This is a genomic window from Emcibacteraceae bacterium (assembly GCA_041396985.1).
GTDB lineage: Bacteria > Pseudomonadota > Alphaproteobacteria > Sphingomonadales > Emcibacteraceae > Pseudemcibacter.
Window position 1 is genome coordinate 34537 of record JAWKXO010000004.1, and the last position, 20343, is coordinate 54879.

Genomic DNA, 20343 nt, shown 5'->3' on the forward strand with positions numbered 1-20343 from the left:
CTGATCAGCGGGGCTTAACGGCTTTTAATCCTGCCAGAAAATACTTTCCATCACTTCGTGACGGCCGCCATTTTCATCGGCGACAGCGAAATAATGATCCTTGGCACCGCGCATGGAAACCCCGGCATACTGGTTCTTCTTATCAAGAATATAAAATTGCAGATCAAAGGCAATTTCCCCCTTGTCATTGACATAACGGGGATTGTTGATTGAGCTGTCCTTGACCCGGTTCAGGGCATACATTCCCGCATCTTTCGGATGCATTCCATCGCGCATTTTTTCCACAATCAGATAGGAACAAAGATGATAAAGGTTCATTTCACCAAGCCCGGTTGACCCGGCGGCACCAACCTCATTATCAACATAAAGCCCTGCGCCCAAAATAGGGCTGTCACCAACCCGGCCCGGCACCTTGAAACTGCGGCCAGACGTGGTGGTGTTGCCGCAAATTTCGCCTTTATGATTGATGGCGTTACAATTGATGGTCCCATGAAGATGCTCCATACTAATCAAGCCTTCCTGGGCCATCTGGTAAGCGACTTCAAAGCCTTTCTGGTCAATAAATTCAGGACTCAGTTCGGCGAAGGTGCGATTATCGCCTTCTTTCTCAACCCGCGCTCTCCATTCAAGATATTGTTTAAAGGAATATTCGCTGTTCAGATCCCCGACAATTTCATGTCCATTGGCGCGGGCAAAATCAGTCGCCCCCTGCCCGGCAATCAGATGATGATTGGTTTTCATCATCACATCCTTGGCGACATGGGATGGTGCCTTGACCCCCTGAATATAACAGACACCCCCGGCCCGCTTCATCGGCCCGTGCATGCAGCAGGCATCCAGCGTCACATCGCCATTGGCATCCGGCAGTCCGCCGTAACCGACCGAGCTGTCCTCGGTTGAATTTTCCGGCAGATTGACACAGGCAATGGTCGCATCCAGCACATCCGCCCCTTCGGTCAGCATTCGGAAAGCGATTTCAACCCCGGTTTCGCCGTTTTCATTTTTTAGCCGGTGACCGTTATTGGCCGCAACCACCCGTGGTTTATAGCTGCTCATCATGGCGGGCGCCTGGCCGCGGGCACCGCTGGCAAAGGTGCTGACCGTTGCAACCGCTGCCGCCGCCCCCAGCACTTCGCGTCTGTTCAGTCTGTTACCGCTTGATGTTTTGATTTCTGATTTTTCTGACATGATTTCTCTCCCTATATATTTAAGATCCCCACTCTTAAAATCATAATGAACAGAAAATTATATTGAGTCAAATACTGTTATAAATGACAACAAATTTCAGAAAGTCACACCGGGACGAAGAACAAACTGGAAGAAAATAAGCGTGAGAATGAGGGCAATTGCCGGTCCCCTGACCTCGGGATTTTGCTGGTCCAATCCCCCCTTGTTAACAAAAGTCGCTCCCAAGATGAGCCAGGCAAGCCCGACAAAATTGACAAAAAACGGAATTAAGCCAACCTCAATGATATTTCTGGGCACCCGAAATGGAATAATCAGAATGATCGACACCATAGTTACAATGATCATCAGATAGGCAAATGAACGGTCATATTTACCTGCACTGCCCATAGTGCTGCCGGAATAAAGCCGTGCCAGCCAAAGCCCGCAAAGGGCCATGGCGAGCACTGTCAGCACCAGCAGACTTTTTTTCGTCATATCCCCCATTTCAAGATAGCTGAGCGCCCTACCCACATCATTTCCGGTGAGTAAGGTACCTATTGCCAGTTGGGTTAATGACTGAAAAAGCCCCTGAAACGCCATCCAGAAGAAAAATTGCCGCCATGTCGGTATATTGGCCCCGATAAATTTAATTCCCATGGCAAATAAAATACCACTGGCCAGTGTGGCAATAGCCCCTGTGCCCTGCAACAGTTCGGCAATGGGAAGATCACCTGTCCAGTCATGATTATTGTGGTAAAGGGTCGCTTCAAGCCCCGGGGTCAATGCCTTGGGGATCACCAGCCACAATTCCTGCCAGAAGAAAGTCAGATTAAATCCAAGCGCACAAAGAAGCACTGAACCAATCTGGCTCTTTAATCCAAGGGAACCGGATGCCGGCTTTAACCGATAAAGGCCGATCAGCAATGGCAATAGCCCAAGCATAACAATCAGAATGTAAAATATCTGCATTTAATCCTCTTCCCCTGTCCCTGATGCAATAATTAATTACTTGAAAATCAGTTTAATTAAAACTGCAAAAAATTAATCGTTATAAATCATCTGCCGTGTCGACATCACTGAGCATATCGGTGAAGGTCACATGGGCGCGAAGGTCAATGTTATTGACCGTATCAGAAAGCGCATGTTCGCTTGACCAGCGCACATTTTCAAATGGGGCAATGCGCGCACGGCTGCGGCGCATACCGACCAGCCAGTAGCCGCCGTCTGTGGCCGGGCCAAAGGTTACATCACTTGATTTCAAGGCTTTAAACGCGCGGCTTATATGATGTTTCCGAACCGCCGGAATATCGCCACCGATCAGCACCACCCTGCCCGATGGCATCTGATCAAACACCCGCTGCATCCGCTGCCCGATATCACCGTGGCCCTGCGGCATGATCGGCAGGCGCGGATCAAAAAATCTGCCCCGATAGTGGTCAGGTGATACCCAGAGCGTGATTTTCCATTTATCTGAGACGAGCTTTTTGATCGTCCGCCTGACCGTCCGCCGATAAAAAAGCCAGGCTTTATAGGCGCCAATATCTTTGGCAAGTCGGGTTTTTACCTTTCCCAATCGCGGTTCTTTTACAAATATCACCAGATGATTTCGCATCAGTAAATCTTCCTGATCAGTGCCGGATCAACCCCAAGCGCATAAAGCATAAGACAGAAGCCATTACGGAACATGCGCAGAATATAGCCATATTTATTATATTTTTCCGCCGATGTGATCATTACCTGATCCGACATTTTAAGGCGCGCCCGGCTAATCCGGCGGATGATGTCCACATCCTCCATCAGCGGCAGTTCATTATAGCCGCCAATTTCATCATATAGCGCGCGGGATATAAAGAGCCCCTGATCGCCATATGGAAGCGCGAAAGCGAAGCAACGAAAGCGCACCCAATATTCCAGAAGGCGGGGATAAAACCCCTCATCATCAAAGCGAAGGCGAAAGGCCAATGCCTTATCCGGATGGTTTTCCATATGATCCACCAATGTGTCGGTCCAGCCTTCGGTCAGGGTGCTGTCCGCATGAAGAAAAAAGAGCCAGTCGCCCGTGGCAAATTTCGCCCCCGTTTTAAGCTGAAGCCCCCGCCCCGGGTTGGTGTTAATGATCATGTGGTTTTTGAAACTGTATGTCTCCGCCCCGCCATTGACAATAATCACATCATCCGGCAACTGCTTAAGCAGCCGTTCAAGCCGTTCATCAAATCCCAGGGTCGGTATAATTATCGTGATGCTCATCATTACCCTTTATTTTATTTAAGCAAAGTTTATAGTCTGCTTATGAAAAAGCAATCAGAGAAACCGGACTATTTGCTGGAACGCGAATATGGCGCGCCGGAACGGGTCATATGCGGTGTTGATGAAGTCGGCCGTGGTCCGCTGGCAGGGCCGGTGATTGCGGCGGCAGTGGTCCTTGACCCTGCCAATATACCCCACCACCTGAACGATTCAAAAAAGTTGAGCGCCAAAAAACGTGAAGAGCTGAATGACATAATCCTCACCACGGCAAGCTTTGGATTTGGTGAAGCGTCATTGGAGGAAATTGACGAGCTGAATATCCTCCAAGCATCGATGCTGGCGATGCAGCGGGCTGTCCAAAATTTACCCTGTAAAGTAGATCATATTCTGGTGGACGGAAATCGCCTTCCCAATTTCGAAGCACCCGCAACGGCGGTGATAAAAGGCGATCAAAAATCACTTTCCATCGCTGCCGCATCGATAATTGCCAAAATAAAACGCGATTTTTTAATGAAAAATCTGGCAAAAATTCACCCTGAATATGGCTGGGAGCGCAATGCCGGATATGGTACCCGGGAACATATGGAAGCACTAAATCTTGTGGGTCCGAGTCGTTTTCACCGAAAATCATTTGCACCAATTCGTGACCTAATGACTCAACAAAACATTATAAACGATTGATTCCAGTTAAAAAAATGCTTGACGCGATTCGCCAAATGATTCATGATTCCGGTCATGACACAAAATATGACCATAAAACAAAAAGCAGCACCAAAAGCGGTTACCAGGAAAAAGACCGCTTCTAAAGCTGCTCAAAAAAGTCTCCCGCTGGATAATATTCTAAAAGGGGATTGCATCGAGCTTATGAACAGCTTACCCGAAAAATCAGTGGATGTGATCTTTGCTGATCCGCCCTATAACATGCAACTAAAAGGCGAACTTCATCGTCCTGACAATTCACATGTTGATGCGGTTAATGACAGCTGGGACCAGTTTTCAGATTTTGAAGCCTATGACAAATTTACCCGTGACTGGCTGACCGCCGCCCGCCGTGTGCTAAAAGATACCGGCACCATATGGGTGATTGGCAGCTATCATAATATTTACCGTGTCGGGTCAATCATTCAGGATATCGGGTTCTGGGTTTTAAATGATATTGTCTGGCGCAAATCAAACCCTATGCCCAATTTTCGCGGCACCCGCTTTACCAATGCCCATGAAACATTGCTCTGGTGCAACAAGGGCGAAGGATTTAACAAATATACCTTTAATTATGAAGCCATGAAAGCTTTCAACGATGATGTTCAGATGCGCTCAGACTGGCTGCTGCCGATCTGCTCCGGCAGTGAACGGCTGAAAGTAAACGGCCATAAAGGCCACAGCACCCAAAAACCGGAAGCACTTTTATACCGGGTACTGCTTAGTTCCACCAATAAGGGGGATGTGGTGCTTGACCCGTTCTTCGGCAGTGGCACCACCGGTGCAGTCGCCAAAAAGCTCGGTCGTCATTTTATTGGCCTTGAGCGCGAAGACAAATATATCAAGCTGGCAACCGACCGCATTAACGATATTGAACCGCTGGAAAATGATATTATTGAAATTACCCCCGCCAAACGGTCCCTGCCCCGTGTGGCTTTTGGAACCCTTATTGAAAATGGCATGATCAAGCCCGGCACAATATTATTCGGCCCCGGCAAGCGGCATGCTGCCAAGGTCCGCGCCGACGGCACCCTGATCAGTGCCGACAGCAAGGGATCAATCCATCAGGTTGGTGCCAGCGTACAAAATGCCCCAAGCTGTAATGGCTGGACATTCTGGAATATTGAAGTGAATGACAATCTGATCCCGATTGATCATTTACGCGCGGAAGTTCGCGCAAACATGAATTAGTGTGAGGAATAAAAATAAAAAACGTAAAATATTATCTTCCCCGATAATATAAACTGTTTTACCTTCTCCGGTGAATAACCCGCTAAGCGCCCAACTTAGCGGGTTAATTGTTTCGGATTATTTATTTTTCTGTAAAAAATCGTCTATGACTTTATGAAGCAGAGCGGGCTTTTCCTGATGAACAAAATGTGTTGCACCCGGCACCACAAATAATTCACTGTTGGGTAAGGCTTCGTGTATTTCTAACGTATGTGATATTGAAATGTCGTAATGATCCCCAACAATGACTAATGTCGGAATATTTATTCCTGCCAGATCATCAGGTATTAAATTTGGCGATGTTGCCCACATCATTGCCATTTCTTTTAAATGAGCTTCGAACCCAGAAAGATCATTTCTACCCAACAGATAATGGTCAATTGCCATGCCGGGAAAATTCGCCGGATCATTTGCCACGTTATCATCTTTATTCCAGGTGATATTTTTCCATGTTTCCTTTTGCATCGCCGGATAGGCCGAATGATTAAAGACAGCACCATGTATGATTAATTTTATAATTCGTTCTGGATGATATAATGACATCAAAAGTGCGGTAATTGCCCCATCACTCTGCCCAAAGAAATGGGCCTGTTTCACTTTAAGCTGGTCAAGGACCCCAAGGACATCTGCTGCCATCAGCTCATATGAAATTTGAGTGTTCGTCGATGAGCTTCGCCCTTGCCCCCTGCTGTCAATGGCGATCACCATATAGTTTTTTGAAAAATGATTAATCTGTGTGCGCATATCCTCGCGCGACATCATACCACTATGCAGCAAAACCAGTGGCTCACCGTTTCCGGTCACCTCATAATCAATAAGCGCTCCATCAGCGGCTTTATATATATCGGCCTTTGCAATATTATTTGAAATCATAAACAGAACATAAACAATACTAACACCAATATAGTCAATAACTTTCATTTTTCTGCTCCTATATAGTGGCTATATAGTGGCTTTTTACTTTTTATAATTCACAAAATACCCGATTCTCAAAAATTTCATATATCAACAGTAAGTCGCACTGATCCAGCTATCCTATCGTCAATATTTAAAAAATAATTCTAACAAAATAAATTTGCTTAAAAAAATATTCATCGATACCTTATAACAAAAAAATAAACTTGCCCTCAATTATTGATATATTCCGCCCGAACCAAAACCCGTTAATTATTGAAAGAAGGCAAATGACATATCAGGCAGACATCCAGAAAGTTGGACGTGGTCGCATATATAATGATGTTTCGGAATTTATCGGCAATACGCCGATGGTACGTCTTTCCCGCCTGATGAAGGCAGAAGGACTGGACGCGGAAATTCTGGCCAAGATCGAATTTGTAAATCCTGCCGGATCGGTGAAGGACCGTCCTGCATTTGCCATGATTGAAGATGCAATTGCAAAGGGGCTTATCGGCCCTGATACGGAAATTGTTGAAGCCACATCGGGTAATAACGGTGTTGCATGCGCCTGGGCCAGTGCCATGCGCGGTATTCCCATTACCATTTGTATGCCGGAGCATATGAGCATTGAACGACGCCGCCTGCTTAAACTTTATGGCGCCAATGTTGTCCTGACACCAAAAGAGCTGGGAACCAAAGGGGCGATTGACAAAGCGGCGGAGCTGCAGGCAGCCAACCCCAATATGATCCAGCTTGGCCAGTTTGAAAATAATGCCAATCCGGCTGCCCATATGTGTGGTACAGCCGAAGAAATCTGGACCGATACCGGTGGTCAGCTTGATTATTTCGTGGCCGGCATCGGCACCGGCGGTACATTTACCGGTGTGGCCAGTTGTCTTAAAAAACGCCTGCCCGACCTTAAGGCTGTTGCGGTAGAGCCTGCCTCCTGCCCAGTTCTGTCCCAAGGAAAATCAGGTGTCCATAAAATCCAGGGTCTATCTTCCGGTCATGTGCCTGATGTGCTTGGTGTTGATCTGATTGATGAAATATTCACCGTTGAAAATGAAGACGCGATTGCCATGGCACGCCGCCTTGCCCGGCTTGAGGGTACAGCGGTCGGTATTTCATCCGGTGCAGCCGCGGTTGCCTGCGTTCGCCTTGCCAAACGGCCGGAGCTTGCCGGAAAGCGGATTGTGACCATATTTGCCGATGGGGCTTCGCGCTATTTCTCAACCGAAATATTTGCCGGGTTTGACGCCGACTAAATTATTGGCGGGATTTTTTGATCACCTCGATTAAATTTTCCGCCATTTCGGTTTCACGTTCGATCATATTTAAGCAAAAGCCTGCATAATTTTTCTCGGCCCGAAGCAGGCCGAGGAAATTTTCATTGTTGGCTTTGGCTATAAAATCGCCAATGGCCAGTTCCGAATTTAATGTCGGCATGACAAAATCGGTAATGTCTTTTTTCTGCCCGTCAGCAAATATTGTGCGCTCCCCCTGCCCGATCATCTGATAAGCACGGGCAGCAAAACCGGGAATGCGGGCATTGACCTCGGCATTTATGGCCAAATTCTTCGCTAAATAATCCTGAATTTCCTGACCCAGCGGGGCATTCATTGTCATCAATGGACTACCGTCAAGCGCAGATTTAATCACATAGCTGGAACGGGGAAGTGGAAATTGCCAGCCATACTGAACAGAATTTTCAAGTCCCTGATAAAAATCAACCTCTTCCTCAAGCCCATCGGCGGAAATATAGGTGAATGTCATATTTTTATTTCCGCTTACTATCATTTCTTCAAGCTGATCAAGGGATGCTATTTTATTGACCACCGTCTGCTTCATCTGCTTTAACTGGTCAATATCCGCGATTATCATACGCTCATAATTTGAAAGGGTCAGTTTCTGTCCTGCCTCGCCCCCTTTACCGACAGTCCAGTCATAAATTTTAAGCCCGATAAAAACTCCAAGCACAATAACAACAAACTCGAGAAAGACCCTGAACCAGTTCTGTTCCTTAAATGCGCCTGATAGCCTGCTGATAATCATTTAGCCATGTCCTTTTTATCATTTACCCTAATCTGAAAGTAACCAGATTGCACTGCTTGTGATTTTCAAAATATACTGATACCTTTATAATAATAAATATAACAAAGGGAAATTATTGGGGATTAGGCATGATATCATTGCTAGCTATAATTGTCATTTTTGCAGCGATTTATTATTTAATCAAATTGAATGGCGAAAATAAGGAATTCAGAAGACAGTTAATGTGGCTTACTGACAGGGTGAACGCTCTGGAAAAAGACCTGTCTACAGAAAATGTTAGTGAAGAGACCAAATCCGAAACAGCAAAAAGTGAACCTTTAAAAACAGAAGAACAGGTTTTTAGGGAAACTATTGAAGAACCTGTTTATGAGCAACCTATTTCACAAACAGAAAATATTACCGAAGAAACTATCCAGCCCAAAACATTTATAAACATTGAAAAAGATTTGTCATCCCGCTGGATGATCTGGTTGGGTGGGGTTGCCTTCGCCATAGGCGGAGCATTTCTAGTTAAATACTCCATTGATGCAGGATTACTCAGCCCGGCCATAAGAGTGACGCTAGGTACAATTATTGGTCTGACAATGGCCGTTACCGGTGAAGGCATCAGGCAGCGCAGGGTTAAAATCGGCTTTTTGAGTGAATTTCCTGATTATGTACCCTCAGCAATCTCGGCAGCCGGTCTTTTTACTGCCTTTGCCGCCATTTATGCTTCATACGCAGTATATGCCTTAATTCCACCACTTATTGCATTTGCCGCGCTTGCCGCGCTCTGTTTCTTTTCAACCGGGCTTGCATATTTTCATGGGCGGTTTTTTGCCTATCTCGGTATTATTGGTGGATTGGTTGTCCCGGCTATGGTGGCGTCAAATTCGCCGAGTGCCTGGACATTATTTCCTTATCTGCTCGTCGTGATTGCATCTTGCTTGTGGATTAGCCGAAAAAAAGCATGGGCAGATACTGTCGGCGTTTCTTTAGTCTTCTCTATGATCTGGGCGATACTGTGGATATTTAGCAACTGGAAAATGGGGGACATCATCCCTGTTGGTATATTCCTGTTAATTCTCGCCACGTTAAATATGCTTCTTTTAAGTGGGGCCAGTCCTGCCAGATCGTCGGACATGACCTTAAATGGTCTGATCCCCAGTCACCCCGTTACAATTATGTCAGATGCCGTTACACTGATTTCCATAATTTTACTGATTTCCATTGTAAGGCTAGAGCATTATAGTACGGCGGGTATGATTTTAATTTCTCTGGGCTTAATCGGTCAGGCTTTCGCCGTGCATAAATCACCAGAAAATGATATGGGCGGCGTAATCAGCATTTTCGGTATTTTATTTCTTCTCGGCAGTTGGCATATTCCGGATATTTTTGAAATTCGAAACCTTTTATCGGATGCACAGTCGAGACAATTTATCTGGTCGCCGATAACACCACCCGGCTTTCAGACATTTACAACGGCCTGTGTGACCTTTGGCGGCATTACCAGCCTGGCAATCTTTTTTAGGCTGCCGTGGCTTAAAAGACAGGCACTTTGGGCTTCAATTGGTAACTTGCTGCCATTAGCTATCCTTATCATTTCATATTGGCGCGTTAAAAATCTTGATACAAGTTTGATTTTCGCGAGTATCGCCGCATTAATTGCCTTATTCCTGACATATGGCACAAAATATATCAGTGATAAATCCAGCGGCAATGCCAGCGCACCGATCGCTGCATATGCTGCGGGGGCAACAACGGCCATTGCGCTGGCTTTAAGTATGGTACTCAGAGAAGCATGGCTAAGTTTTGCGCTGGCTCTTGAGCTTGTCGCCCTTGGTTATATTTGGCAGAAAACGTCTGTTGACGGTTTAAGAAAACTGGCTCTATTACTGGCGGTAATTGTACTGGTAAGACTTTTCTTAAATGCTTCAGTATTCGATTATTCACCCGGGTCTCTTCCCATTATTAACTGGTTATTTTACGGATATGGCCTGACTTCCGCTCTCTTTTATGTTGCATCCAAAATATTTTACGTTCCCGAAAAGGAAGATCGTTTAATGACAGTTTTAAATGCAGGATGGATCATCATTCTTGTTGCATTTATAACATTGGAAATCAGAGTTCTGTTCAGTAAAGGGGGAGGACTTTTATCAGACCCAAGCAATCTTGAAATCGCCCTTCAGACAATAAACTGGTCAATTGCAACTACTATTCTTATGTGGCGGGAAATAAAGGACCGGGACGAACTCATTGGAATATTAAGACGGTTTATGACCCTCTTATCATTTCTTGGGCTTATAATCGGGGGTGGACTAGCCAATAATTCATTTGCGAATAGAAGTAACATTGGGCCCCTTATAATTTTCAACTTACAATTTCTTCAATTTTTTATACCGGCCCTGCTCTATGCTTCTAAAGCTTATCTGGCACAACTCGCTGAAAAACCCCGCAGTTTTAAAATATATTCAGGAGCCGCTTTTCTTACTTTTTGGTTCTGGATTTCAGCAGAAGTACATCATGCCTATCATCCGTACGGCGGTATATATTCAGCCAGTAACTGGGAAGGATATACATTTTCACTGGTATGGCTGCTTTATGCAATCGCCCTCATTATTCTTGGATTATACAAAAGGATAGAAAAAATAAGAATGGCTGGCCTGGGCGTATTATCCATTGTCGTTCTAAAAGTATTTATTTCCGACATGAGTGGGCTTGAAGGACTTGCCCGGGCATTATCATTCATGGGACTTGGTGCTGCATTGATAGGTATTGGCTATCTTTATCAAAAAATGAAGACAATCGACTAAGAGTGAAATATAAAACACAAAAAAAACAGCTACAGGAAAATAAAAATGGAAATCAAACGTTACAATAAAAACCACAGAATGAGCCAGATTGTCACCCATGAAAATTTAATTTATCTGGCCGGACAGGTCGGCTATGGCGATACGGTGACGGACCAGACCAAAAGTGTTCTGGCCAGTATTGATGAACTTCTGGCTGAAGTGGACAGTGATGTATCACGCATACTCTCCGCCACTATATGGCTGGCCAGCATGGATTATTATGACGAATTCAATGCCGTCTGGGACAAATGGATTGATCCGGAAAATCCGCCGGCCCGCGCCTGCGGCGAAACGCGTCTGGCCACTGATGATTTTCTGGTTGAAGTCATCATTGTTGCTGCAAAAAAATAATGCGGAATTTTAATGACTGATTTTATTGATGATGCCATTAACGCGGCGGACGTCACCATGACGGTAAGCGATCTTGGTGACAACCGCTATAAATGTGAAATGGTCAGCAAACACGGACAAATGAGCCGCACCATCACCATGGCTGAAGGCTACGGCGCGCCGCAGCTTGGCAATCTGATTTATTATTATGCCACTGAAATTCAGCTTTATGAGGACTGCGAGGATATCCTTGAATGGTCGGACGACATGGGTCTTAACCCCGGCGATCATGAGACCCGCAAACGGTATGATCAGATTGCCACCGATCATAAGGATTTAAGGCTTTTATTCGGGGAGCTGACCTTTCAGATGCTGATGAGTGCCCTTGCCATCAGTCAGGCCGTTGCCGCCGCCGAACCGGGCTGACATCATACACTTTTAACGAAAGATAATTTTGGGATAACAGACACTATGGCCATCTTAATCATTTTAAATCAGGCGGACCCGCATCTGCTGGAAAAAAACCTGAAATCCCATCCTGACTGCCCGGAGGTGCGCATTTATCCGGATGTGGGAAATCCGGGGGATATTGACTGCGTGATTGTCTGGAAACACCCGGCTGGTGTTCTGAACAATTATCCGAACCTGAAAATGATCGCATCCTACGGCGCGGGGGTTGAAAATATACTAAGTGATCCGTCCCTGCCCGTCGGGGTGCCGATCACCCGCTTTGTTGATGATACACTGTCGGATCAGATGGCGGAATTCGTATTTGGTGCCATTCTTAATCATCGCCTGCACCTGACAAGATACCGTGAATTCCAGGCCGCATCCAAGTGGCATTGCCTCGATTTCATAAAGGGGCGGAATGTCACCATTCTCGGCCTTGGTGAACTGGGGTCCACCACCGCGAAACTTTTAAATAAGAATGGCTATGCGGTCAGCGGCTGGAGCCGCTCGGAAAAAAATATTGATGGTGTCAAAAGCTATTTTGGGGAAGATCAGCTTAAAAAATCCGTTGCCGATGCGGATTATGTCGTCTGTCTTTTACCATTGACCCCGTCCACAAAACATATACTGAATAGTGATTTGTTCGGCGCCATGAAAAAAGGCAGCTATCTGATTAATGTCGGTCGCGGCGATCATCTGGCCGAAAATGACCTGCTTGACGCGCTTCATCATGAAAAGCTTTCCGGTGCACTGCTTGATGTATTTTCGACCGAACCATTGCCGCAGGATCATCCGTTCTGGAAGCACCCGAAAATCCATATCACACCGCATATTTCCAGCCCGACGGATAAGGCTCAGGTCGCCCGTCAGATCCTTGACAATTATGCGCGGCTGATAAGCGGTAAACCACTTCTCAATCAGGTTGATCCGAATAGGGCCTATTAAATAAATAAATCAGGTGTGATAAACATTGCATCAAATGCCGCTTGGTGCTAATTTCCGCGCAAATTATTAAATAGCTCTTTAAAACAGGTGAAACATGAAGATACCCGGCAATACGATCCGACCCGGTAATGTTATTGAACATCAGGACAGCCTTTGGGTTGCCGTAAAAATAGCCCATACCCAACCCGGAAAAGGCGGTGCCTATCTCCAGGTGGAACTTAAAAACCTGCTTGACGGTCGCAAGCTGAATGAGCGTTTCCGTTCCTCTGAAAAGGTCGAAAAAGTCCGTCTTGAACAGAAAAATTATTCATTCCTTTTTGCCAACGAGGACGCCTATACCTTCATGGACGGTGAAACATACGAACAGATTGAAATTTCCGGCGATTTTCTAGGTGAAAAAGCCCAGTATCTTCAGGACGGAATGGAAGTGGTTGTTGAATTTTATGAAACAACCCCGATCGGTGTTGAACTGCCGCCAACTGTTGAACTGACCGTCGTTGAAACGGAGCCGGTTGTGAAGGGCCAGACCCAGAAATCATCAAATAAACCCGCCCTCATGGATAATGGCATGCGGGTGATGGTCCCGACATTCATCAGTCAGGATGACCGTATCAAAGTAAACACTGAAGATGGTACCTACTACGAAAGAGTAAAATAATGGCCTTACAATCCGCCCTCATTAACGTGATGGAAAAAGCCGTCAAAAAAGCAGGCATCCGACTGGCCCGCGATTTTGGTGAAGTTGAACATTTGCAGGTATCAAAAAAAGGGCCTGCCGATTTCGTCTCAAAGGCGGATTTAAAAGCCGAAAAAACCCTTGTCGAGGAGCTAAAGACTGCCCGTCCCCAATTTGGCTTCATTCTTGAGGAAGGCGATGATATCCCGCCACAGGATGGAAATAACAGTGTCTGGATCATTGATCCGCTCGACGGAACAACAAATTTCCTCCATGGCATTCCCCATTTTGCTATTTCCGTTGCCCTTGAACAGGGTGGTGAAATTACGGCGGGCGTGGTTTATAATCCGGTTACGGATGATATGTACTGGGCCGAAAAAGGGCGTGGCGCATACCTTAATAACCGTCGTCTCCAGGTATCCGGCCGCAAAAATCTGACCGAATGCCTGCTGGCAACCGGTATTCCGTTTCATGCAAGCCCCCATCAGGATACGTTTATCACCAACCTTGAACATATTATGGGTGAAGTGGCCGGTGTGCGCCGCTTTGGCGCTGCTTCACTTGACCTTGCGTGGGTTGCGGCAGGCCGTTATGACGGCTTCTGGGAAGAAGGACTGTCCCCCTGGGATATAGCTGCCGGAATGCTGCTTGTCCGTGAGGCACGCGGCATGGTCAGTGAATTTGACGGTCGCAGCAAAATGATGCAGACAGGCCAGATTCTGGCAACGAATGGGACTATACATGGCAGCGTAACAAGGTTATTATCAAATGCACGCAAAGCCCATAAGGAAAAAATGAAATAATGAGTCCATTGCCTCTTTCAAATTTAGCGATCACCTCGGCGTTATGGCTAAGCTTGTTACCGGTTATGACTCATGCCAATGAAATTAACGGCCTTGCCGAACATGCCCCAAGTGAGCAGGCAAAAATATTCCTGAATGCAGGCAACCTGACAACGGTTGAGCCGCTTTTTATCAGTTTTCATCCGCAGCAGATTAAGCTCGAGGAAGAAAATTTGAAATCATTAAAAAAATGGATTGCCGAGGTTAAAAAAGCCGAAGTGCCCATCCATATTTACAGCTATGCCAGCCCGCCGACAGCTCGCATGGATATGACGGATAAATCAGCCCTTCACATGGCGATCAGAAAAGCATTCAACCGGGCGCTTGATGCCCGCAATGCTATTGAAAATGAAGGTATCCCCGAGCGACTCATCGCCCTTCATGCGATTGGTCCGGCGGATGTGAGCCCATCTGATATGCTCAGAATCACCATAAGAAGCAACTGATTTCACAAATAAAACCCTTTTCCGCCATAATATTGCCAACTAATTCTTAGACTCTTGCGTCCAGCCCTGATAATATTGAATAAGTTCGCGTATATCAGGGAAAAATATATAAATAATAAGGGGCTATGCATTTTACTTAGAGATGCGCATTAAGCCAGGGAGCTTGGATATAAATGATCAATCTGCAAAAATATTTAAACAGAACCATATTTTTTCTCATTGGTGTGATTGCCATTGGGGCCTATCTGTTTCCGACATTACAGAATTCATTTACTGCCAATATCGGCTTAAACGGCGTCATTCTGCTAGTTCTTATGATCGGTATAATCTTTTCCATGCGTCAGACCTATATGCTGATCCCTGCTGTCGACTGGCTCGAAAATTTCAAAAAAAATGAAAGCAGCGGCGGCAAAAACGAAGCCCCCGAGCTACTTGGTGCCATGGCCACCATGATGGAAGAGCAGAAAACCCGCAAAATGGCCCTTTCCACCATGTCAATGCGCACTTTGCTTGACGGTATTGCCGCCCGTATGGACGAAGGACGCGAAATCACTCGCTATAATATTGCCCTGCTGATCTTCCTTGGTCTTTTGGGGACATTCTGGGGGCTTTTGACCACAATCGGCTCCATCGGGGATACCATTGACAGCCTTCGCGTAGGCAGTGGCGATGTCGGCCTGATGTTTGAAGATTTGAAAGCGGGTCTTGCCGCGCCACTTGGCGGCATGGGGACGGCGTTCAGCTCATCGCTGTTCGGTCTGGCCGGTTCCGTCATTCTCGGCTTCATTGACCTTCAGACAGGACAGGCACAGGGCCGCTTTTTCAATCATCTTGAAGACTGGCTTTCCGGGATCACCAAACTTTCCAGCGCCGGATCAAACATTGCTCTTGAAACCGGGGATGCTTCTGTCCCCGCTTATGTCAGCGCCCTACTTGAAGGATCAGCAGACAGCCTTGATAACCTGCATAAAGTCATTGCCAAGTCAGAAGAAAACCGGTCACAGGTCAATCAGGCCATTACCAATCTGTCCGTACAGCTTTCAAGTCTGGTTGATCATCAGACAGAAATGCGCTCAGTGATGAAACAGATGGTGACCGCCCTGACCGCGGGAAAATCCGGCAGTTCCGATGTCAGCGAAAAACATTTGCGCAATATTGATGTTCAGCTAAAAGCCCTGACCGATGAAACCATCAAATCGCAGGATAAATTTGCCTCAAGCCTGCAATCGGAAATTAGACTGCTTGCGCGGACACTCGGCGCCATGGTTGATGGCAAGGCCATCCCGACACCTCCTCCTGCGGCCCCGGCAAAGCCGTCAACAACGACAACATCCTCAGCGCAAACATCCGCATCACCGGTAAAAACGGCAGCTGCGCCGGTAAAAGCCGCCGCACCGGAAACTCCGGAAAAGCGCAAGCTGATCATTGAGGAAGGTAATTACACCATGCCGGAAGTAAACCCGAAAACCGACAAGAAACCTGCGCTTACTGCGAAAAGGGATGATTAATGGCTCTGCTTAGAACAGGACGGCGTCCGGGCGGCACCCGTGATAATACCTGGCCGGGATTTGTTGATGCGCTCAGCACCCTGCTTCTGGTGATTATTTTCCTGCTGTCCATTTTTATGCTGGCTCAGTTTTTCCTTGGTCAGGCCCTCTCGGGCCGCGACGAAGCACTGGACAAGCTTAGGACACAGGTCCTTGAGCTTAGTGATCTTTTAAATCTGCAGCGTCAGGCCAATGACGATCTTCGTGCCAATGTTACGCAGCTTTCCGCCTCGCTACAGGTGGCGGACGGTGACCGCGAACAATTGCAGCGCCGCATTCAGGAACTGGAAGCAGATATCGCCGAAGCGGAAGGCACAAATGGCCGCGTGGCCCGCTCCAGTGATGAACAGCAGCAGATGATTGCTGATCTTCAAAGCCGCTATAATGTGGCAATGGACACTCTGAATAAAGAGCGCAATATGTCAAAAGCCGCCCGCGACGAGGTGGAGGTTCTAAACCAGCAGCTTGCCAGTTTGCGTCAGCAATTAGCCGCCCTTAATGTCGCGCTTGAAGCGTCCGAGGCCAATGACAAGGAACAGGAAGCCATCATTAAAAATTTGAGCGAAAGGTTGAATACTGCCCTCGCCTCAAAAGTGGCGGAACTCAACCAGTTCCGATCTAACTTTTTTGGTAAACTGCGTCAGGTGCTTGGGGATCGTTCAGACATCCGCATTCAGGGCGACCGCTTTATTTTCCAGTCAGAAGTGCTTTTTGCCTCCGGCTCCGCCACCCTTGGTGAGGGCGGACAGCAGGAAATGGACAAGCTCGCCGATACGCTTTCCAGTATTATGCAAACGATCCCCAAAGATGTTGACTGGATTTTACGTGTTGACGGTCATACCGATGTGTTGCCGATCCGTACCACTCAGTTCCCGTCAAACTGGGACCTTTCAACGGCACGGGCATTATCGGTCGTGAAATATCTGATCAGCCGCGGCATTCCTGCGGAGCGGCTCGCCGCCACCGGCTTTGGCCAGTTTCACCCGCTTGACCCCAATGACAATCAGGATGCCTACCGCCGCAACCGCCGCATTGAAATGAGACTGGATCAGCGTTAAATCAGGCTGTTGCCAGCAGGGCCACACCACTAATGATTACCGCGGACCAGATCAGCCGTCGTTTGAGATGCCCCTCGCCGAGCAGGATGCTGCCCATCAGCACGGAAATCAGCACACTGGTTTCCCGCACCGGGGCCAGTAAGGTCACTGGTGTAAAGGTAATCGCAAACAGGAAAAGGATATAGGCCAGCGGGCTTAACAGGCCAATCAGTAAAACCCCGAGCCTGTGATCGCGCCAGTATCCAACCACAATTTGCCGCCGCCGAAACGCCACGGGGGACAGCAGCCCGGCGCGAAATATGTTTGATGCATAATCAAGCAGCACCGGGGAGACCAGCACGATCGATACCACATAGGCATCCCAGGCCGTATAACTGCCGATACAAAGCCCGACCATCAGGCCGTAAATGATGGAGGTCGAGACATGCTGTGCTCTTTTCTGAAAACCACCAGTCAGGAAAAAGATTCCGAATATAATAATAAGGCCACCGCTAAGTATCTGGGCGGTGATTGTTTCCCCCAGAAAAAGAACGGCCAGTGCCACGGAAATAATTGGCCCGGTTGACCGTGCCAGCGGATAAACCAGGGAAAGATCACCATTTTTATAACCACGCTGCAGCAGTGTAAAATAAACCGTGTGAATGATTGAACTGATAAAAACACAGCCGATTTCATATAGTCCGAAATTCGGAACCGAGGTCCAGAATATATAGATCACCACAGGCAGATAAAGGATCACCGACAGAAAGGAAATAAGCCAGACCAGTTCAGCGCCACCGCCAATCCGCTTCACATAGAAATTCCATGTCGCGTGACAAAATGCGGCGGCCAGAACAAGAAGCAGTGCGGTAATGGTCATTTATGATAATCACCCCGATGGTCGGTTTGGATTTATGGACAAATGACCAATAGCAGTATCAGAAATGAAATTCTAGCCCATTTTCCCGTAGGACATGGGAAAGCTGTCATCCTTAAGCCATTTTTCATCCAGCGGAGGAAAATCAGGATTAACCGGCGTTTCCTCCTTCCAGTTTTCCTTACCGCTCCAGCTATTGATATCAATGCGGTATGCTCGTGTCCGGTCAAGATCTTCCTGGATAATCGGACTAAAATCCCGGTTCAATTCCATTTCAGAAAAATATTTTTTTATCAGTCCGTAAAAGGCATGTTTCTGTTCTTCTTCGGATGTGACCTCAACCACATCGCCAAAGGCCATGACGGACCGGAACTGCGCCGAAAAATTAAGAGCCCGGTTGCTCGGCAGGAGTCGCCCCATTTCGGAAGCACAAAAGGCAATTTTCTCATGCCGTTTGGTATTGGCATCGCGCCGTCCGATCATTGCCCCATGCATATAAAGGCAATGTTTATCCTCGTCATACCAGAATGTCATCGGATGCACGAATGGCTGATCATCCCAGCGCGTGGCAAAATAGCCAAAAGGCGCCCGTTTGATAAAATCGGTGATCCATTCATCATCCTTGACCAGATGACGACGGCGGGACTGATTTTCCGGGCGGCTTTCAAGATCGTAGCCGCGTTTTTTTGCTCTTGCCTGTGACATAATCTTCACTCACTTTTATTTAAAAACGCGGCCTTTATAATTTGCTTTATGGTTATTTAAAATATCCAGTTTTATACTATTTTTATATGACCACTTCTTATTTAGAATGTATAAAGCACGGAGAGCTGATAGCGGTCAACATTGGGTTTTGTCTGATCGGTAAGCTCGCCAATCAGTTTTTTATATTCAAAGCCGATCATAAAATTTTTGATCAGATCATAAAATATATTCGCATGAAGCGATTTTACATTTTCGATGGCATGCCCTGTCCCCAATGTCTGCTGATTATGACCGGGGTCAAGGCTTTCCGCCCAGGAAACGGCAACAGTTGACCGAAGTTTTTCTGTAAAATGCATGGTGGTGCTGAATGTTGCCCCCTGAATGTCAACTGGGTCAATATATTTACCCCCCTGCCCGTCATCCAGCACGATGCCATCGGCAAAGGCCGAAAATGCCCCGTAATGACCGATTCCGCCGCGAAGAAACTGACCAACTATTTCGAACTTTCCCGGAATAATTTCCTTATGGGCGGTGATGATCACCCCACCTGTCATTTTATGAGCTTCAAACTGACCATTATCAATGCGCAGTTCCCGCATTATTCCGGCAACAGACAAATGGCCCCAGGATGGGTCAAAATCTATCCGGCCGACAAAATCGGGTATGCGCTGATCATCGGTAATATCATAATCGCCAAGGTTTGATGTGGGATTTTCAAGTGCCAGGCGCAGTGAAAATTCCCCCGCACCAAACGTGTAACGCACCATGGGCTGGCGGGCAAAAGTGACTGCGGAATTACCGCCATAATCCAGTATATCCAGAAAGCTTTTTGGATCAATAAATGTGCTGATTGTCTGTCCGATCAGGAAATTTCCCACTTCAACATAGGCATGACGAAGCACAAAGCGGGTATTGCTGGTGCCATAGGCTTCGACGCGGTTACCATCTGCATTGCTTTCAACACCAAAATTTCCTTCAACATAAGCTTTGATTGGGCCAAATGGTGTATCATTTTTATTAATGCCGACATAAAGTCGGGTTTCCTTGGCATTGATGCCAAATCGTGATCCTTTATTTTCGGACGCAAATAATAAATCAGCATTATAAGAACCAGAGGCATCATCAATGCCGTTAACCCCATTTGTTGCGAGGGCCGCATTGACCTTTATAAAGCCCCCAAAATCAACATCCACGCCTTCTGCATTTGCCTGTTTTACACCTATGGACATTGCGATCAATGCAATGATTAAAGCGGCAATTCTCATTTCTTTTAAATATAACATTTTCTTTTGCGCATAATTACTTATGCACACTCACCTGTTTAAGTTTAAGTCTGTGTCGCTGTTTTAATCTTGCAGAGGCCCC

The 20343-nt window shown here is 46.8% G+C and carries 21 protein-coding genes; 12 read left to right on the forward strand and 9 right to left on the reverse strand.

Annotated features, from left to right (window positions below; translation table 11 throughout):
• Positions 1 to 24: 24 nt before the first annotated feature.
• The 4 genes from R3D86_11120 to R3D86_11135 form a co-directional block, all read right to left on the reverse strand.
• A complete protein-coding gene (locus R3D86_11120; protein MEZ5758760.1) occupies positions 25 to 1188 on the reverse strand; it encodes an isoaspartyl peptidase/L-asparaginase in 1164 nt (387 codons plus the stop codon).
• Positions 1189 to 1284: 96 nt separating this feature from the next.
• On the reverse strand, positions 1285 to 2136 hold the full coding sequence (locus R3D86_11125) for a hypothetical protein (GenBank protein ID MEZ5758761.1): 852 nt from the start codon (positions 2134 to 2136) through the stop codon (positions 1285 to 1287).
• 79 nt (positions 2137 to 2215) lie between these two features.
• Positions 2216 to 2779: a TIGR04282 family arsenosugar biosynthesis glycosyltransferase gene (locus tag R3D86_11130; protein MEZ5758762.1), complete on the reverse strand. Its 564-nt coding sequence runs from the start codon at positions 2777 to 2779 to the stop codon at positions 2216 to 2218.
• Positions 2779 to 3417, reverse strand: coding sequence for a glycosyltransferase (locus R3D86_11135; protein MEZ5758763.1), 639 nt, complete (start codon positions 3415 to 3417; stop codon positions 2779 to 2781). The genes R3D86_11130 and R3D86_11135 overlap by 1 nt, the downstream gene beginning before the upstream one ends.
• A gap of 39 nt (positions 3418 to 3456) precedes the next feature.
• Here R3D86_11135 and R3D86_11140 point away from each other — a divergent pair, with 39 nt between their 5' ends.
• On the forward strand, positions 3457 to 4095 hold the full coding sequence (locus R3D86_11140) for a ribonuclease HII (protein ID MEZ5758764.1): 639 nt from the start codon (positions 3457 to 3459) through the stop codon (positions 4093 to 4095).
• Between the two features lie 54 nt (positions 4096 to 4149).
• Complete coding sequence (locus R3D86_11145) at positions 4150 to 5304, forward strand: site-specific DNA-methyltransferase (GenBank protein MEZ5758765.1); 1155 nt, start codon at positions 4150 to 4152, stop codon at positions 5302 to 5304.
• A 117-nt stretch (positions 5305 to 5421) separates the two neighbouring features.
• Here R3D86_11145 and R3D86_11150 read toward each other — a convergent pair whose 3' ends face one another.
• Positions 5422 to 6264: an alpha/beta hydrolase gene (locus tag R3D86_11150; GenBank protein ID MEZ5758766.1), complete on the reverse strand. Its 843-nt coding sequence runs from the start codon at positions 6262 to 6264 to the stop codon at positions 5422 to 5424.
• Between the two features lie 263 nt (positions 6265 to 6527).
• Between R3D86_11150 and cysK the strand changes: the two genes are divergently transcribed.
• Positions 6528 to 7505 carry a cysteine synthase A gene (gene cysK, locus R3D86_11155; GenBank protein ID MEZ5758767.1) on the forward strand — a complete coding sequence of 326 codons (978 nt, stop codon included), beginning with the start codon at positions 6528 to 6530 and terminating at the stop codon, positions 7503 to 7505.
• Between the two features lies 1 nt (position 7506).
• On the opposite strand, the gene R3D86_11160 is transcribed toward cysK, so the two are convergent.
• Positions 7507 to 8292 carry a hypothetical protein gene (locus R3D86_11160; protein ID MEZ5758768.1) on the reverse strand — a complete coding sequence of 262 codons (786 nt, stop codon included), beginning with the start codon at positions 8290 to 8292 and terminating at the stop codon, positions 7507 to 7509.
• 128 nt (positions 8293 to 8420) lie between these two features.
• On the opposite strand from R3D86_11160, the gene R3D86_11165 reads away from it, so the two are divergent.
• The 9 genes from R3D86_11165 to R3D86_11205 all read left to right on the forward strand — a co-directional run bounded on the left by R3D86_11165 (position 8421) and on the right by R3D86_11205 (position 17417).
• Positions 8421 to 11084 (forward strand): DUF2339 domain-containing protein, encoded by a 2664-nt coding sequence (locus tag R3D86_11165; GenBank protein ID MEZ5758769.1) that lies wholly within the window; start codon positions 8421 to 8423, stop codon positions 11082 to 11084.
• A 45-nt stretch (positions 11085 to 11129) separates the two neighbouring features.
• Complete coding sequence (locus tag R3D86_11170) at positions 11130 to 11474, forward strand: RidA family protein (GenBank protein ID MEZ5758770.1); 345 nt, start codon at positions 11130 to 11132, stop codon at positions 11472 to 11474.
• 12 nt (positions 11475 to 11486) lie between these two features.
• Positions 11487 to 11879 (forward strand): hypothetical protein, encoded by a 393-nt coding sequence (locus R3D86_11175; GenBank protein MEZ5758771.1) that lies wholly within the window; start codon positions 11487 to 11489, stop codon positions 11877 to 11879.
• Between the two features lie 45 nt (positions 11880 to 11924).
• The gene (locus tag R3D86_11180) at positions 11925 to 12848 is read left to right on the forward strand and encodes a glyoxylate/hydroxypyruvate reductase A (protein ID MEZ5758772.1); all 924 of its coding nucleotides are present in this window, start codon (positions 11925 to 11927) and stop codon (positions 12846 to 12848) included.
• A 94-nt stretch (positions 12849 to 12942) separates the two neighbouring features.
• The gene (gene efp / locus R3D86_11185; protein MEZ5758773.1) at positions 12943 to 13506 is read left to right on the forward strand and encodes an elongation factor P; all 564 of its coding nucleotides are present in this window, start codon (positions 12943 to 12945) and stop codon (positions 13504 to 13506) included.
• Positions 13506 to 14327, forward strand: coding sequence for an inositol monophosphatase family protein (locus R3D86_11190; protein ID MEZ5758774.1), 822 nt, complete (start codon positions 13506 to 13508; stop codon positions 14325 to 14327). The genes efp and R3D86_11190 overlap by 1 nt, the downstream gene beginning before the upstream one ends.
• Positions 14327 to 14812 (forward strand): hypothetical protein, encoded by a 486-nt coding sequence (locus tag R3D86_11195; protein ID MEZ5758775.1) that lies wholly within the window; start codon positions 14327 to 14329, stop codon positions 14810 to 14812. Before R3D86_11190 ends, R3D86_11195 begins: the two co-directional genes overlap by 1 nt.
• 173 nt (positions 14813 to 14985) lie before the next feature.
• Positions 14986 to 16320: a hypothetical protein gene (locus R3D86_11200; protein ID MEZ5758776.1), complete on the forward strand. Its 1335-nt coding sequence runs from the start codon at positions 14986 to 14988 to the stop codon at positions 16318 to 16320.
• Positions 16320 to 17417, forward strand: a complete 1098-nt coding sequence (locus R3D86_11205; protein ID MEZ5758777.1) for a peptidoglycan -binding protein — start codon at positions 16320 to 16322, stop codon at positions 17415 to 17417. Before R3D86_11200 ends, R3D86_11205 begins: the two co-directional genes overlap by 1 nt.
• A gap of 1 nt (position 17418) precedes the next feature.
• Here the strand turns inward: R3D86_11205 and R3D86_11210 are convergent, their stop codons facing one another.
• The 3 genes from R3D86_11210 to R3D86_11220 all read right to left on the reverse strand — a co-directional run bounded on the left by R3D86_11210 (position 17419) and on the right by R3D86_11220 (position 20261).
• Positions 17419 to 18276, reverse strand: coding sequence for a DMT family transporter (locus R3D86_11210; GenBank protein ID MEZ5758778.1), 858 nt, complete (start codon positions 18274 to 18276; stop codon positions 17419 to 17421).
• Between the two features lie 72 nt (positions 18277 to 18348).
• On the reverse strand, positions 18349 to 18978 hold the full coding sequence (locus tag R3D86_11215; GenBank protein ID MEZ5758779.1) for a pyridoxamine 5'-phosphate oxidase family protein: 630 nt from the start codon (positions 18976 to 18978) through the stop codon (positions 18349 to 18351).
• Positions 18979 to 19079: 101 nt separating this feature from the next.
• The gene (locus R3D86_11220; protein MEZ5758780.1) at positions 19080 to 20261 is read right to left on the reverse strand and encodes a DcaP family trimeric outer membrane transporter; all 1182 of its coding nucleotides are present in this window, start codon (positions 20259 to 20261) and stop codon (positions 19080 to 19082) included.
• Positions 20262 to 20343 lie beyond the last annotated feature (82 nt).

Coding starts and splice junctions, on each gene's coding strand:
- R3D86_11150 (MEZ5758766.1), bottom strand. CDS start 6,264: ATGAAAGTTATTGACTATATTGGTGTTAGTATTGTTTATGTTCTGTTT.
- R3D86_11120 (MEZ5758760.1), bottom strand. CDS start 1,188: ATGTCAGAAAAATCAGAAATCAAAACATCAAGCGGTAACAGACTGAAC.
- R3D86_11200 (MEZ5758776.1), top strand. CDS start 14,986: ATGATCAATCTGCAAAAATATTTAAACAGAACCATATTTTTTCTCATT.
- R3D86_11180 (MEZ5758772.1), top strand. CDS start 11,925: ATGGCCATCTTAATCATTTTAAATCAGGCGGACCCGCATCTGCTGGAA.
- R3D86_11195 (MEZ5758775.1), top strand. CDS start 14,327: ATGAGTCCATTGCCTCTTTCAAATTTAGCGATCACCTCGGCGTTATGG.
- efp (MEZ5758773.1), top strand. CDS start 12,943: ATGAAGATACCCGGCAATACGATCCGACCCGGTAATGTTATTGAACAT.
- R3D86_11175 (MEZ5758771.1), top strand. CDS start 11,487: ATGACTGATTTTATTGATGATGCCATTAACGCGGCGGACGTCACCATG.
- R3D86_11205 (MEZ5758777.1), top strand. CDS start 16,320: ATGGCTCTGCTTAGAACAGGACGGCGTCCGGGCGGCACCCGTGATAAT.
- R3D86_11220 (MEZ5758780.1), bottom strand. CDS start 20,261: ATGTTATATTTAAAAGAAATGAGAATTGCCGCTTTAATCATTGCATTG.
- R3D86_11130 (MEZ5758762.1), bottom strand. CDS start 2,779: ATGCGAAATCATCTGGTGATATTTGTAAAAGAACCGCGATTGGGAAAG.
- R3D86_11210 (MEZ5758778.1), bottom strand. CDS start 18,276: ATGACCATTACCGCACTGCTTCTTGTTCTGGCCGCCGCATTTTGTCAC.
- cysK (MEZ5758767.1), top strand. CDS start 6,528: ATGACATATCAGGCAGACATCCAGAAAGTTGGACGTGGTCGCATATAT.
- R3D86_11160 (MEZ5758768.1), bottom strand. CDS start 8,292: ATGATTATCAGCAGGCTATCAGGCGCATTTAAGGAACAGAACTGGTTC.
- R3D86_11215 (MEZ5758779.1), bottom strand. CDS start 18,978: ATGTCACAGGCAAGAGCAAAAAAACGCGGCTACGATCTTGAAAGCCGC.
- R3D86_11140 (MEZ5758764.1), top strand. CDS start 3,457: ATGAAAAAGCAATCAGAGAAACCGGACTATTTGCTGGAACGCGAATAT.
- R3D86_11125 (MEZ5758761.1), bottom strand. CDS start 2,136: ATGCAGATATTTTACATTCTGATTGTTATGCTTGGGCTATTGCCATTG.
- R3D86_11135 (MEZ5758763.1), bottom strand. CDS start 3,417: ATGATGAGCATCACGATAATTATACCGACCCTGGGATTTGATGAACGG.
- R3D86_11145 (MEZ5758765.1), top strand. CDS start 4,150: ATGACACAAAATATGACCATAAAACAAAAAGCAGCACCAAAAGCGGTT.
- R3D86_11165 (MEZ5758769.1), top strand. CDS start 8,421: ATGATATCATTGCTAGCTATAATTGTCATTTTTGCAGCGATTTATTAT.
- R3D86_11170 (MEZ5758770.1), top strand. CDS start 11,130: ATGGAAATCAAACGTTACAATAAAAACCACAGAATGAGCCAGATTGTC.
- R3D86_11190 (MEZ5758774.1), top strand. CDS start 13,506: ATGGCCTTACAATCCGCCCTCATTAACGTGATGGAAAAAGCCGTCAAA.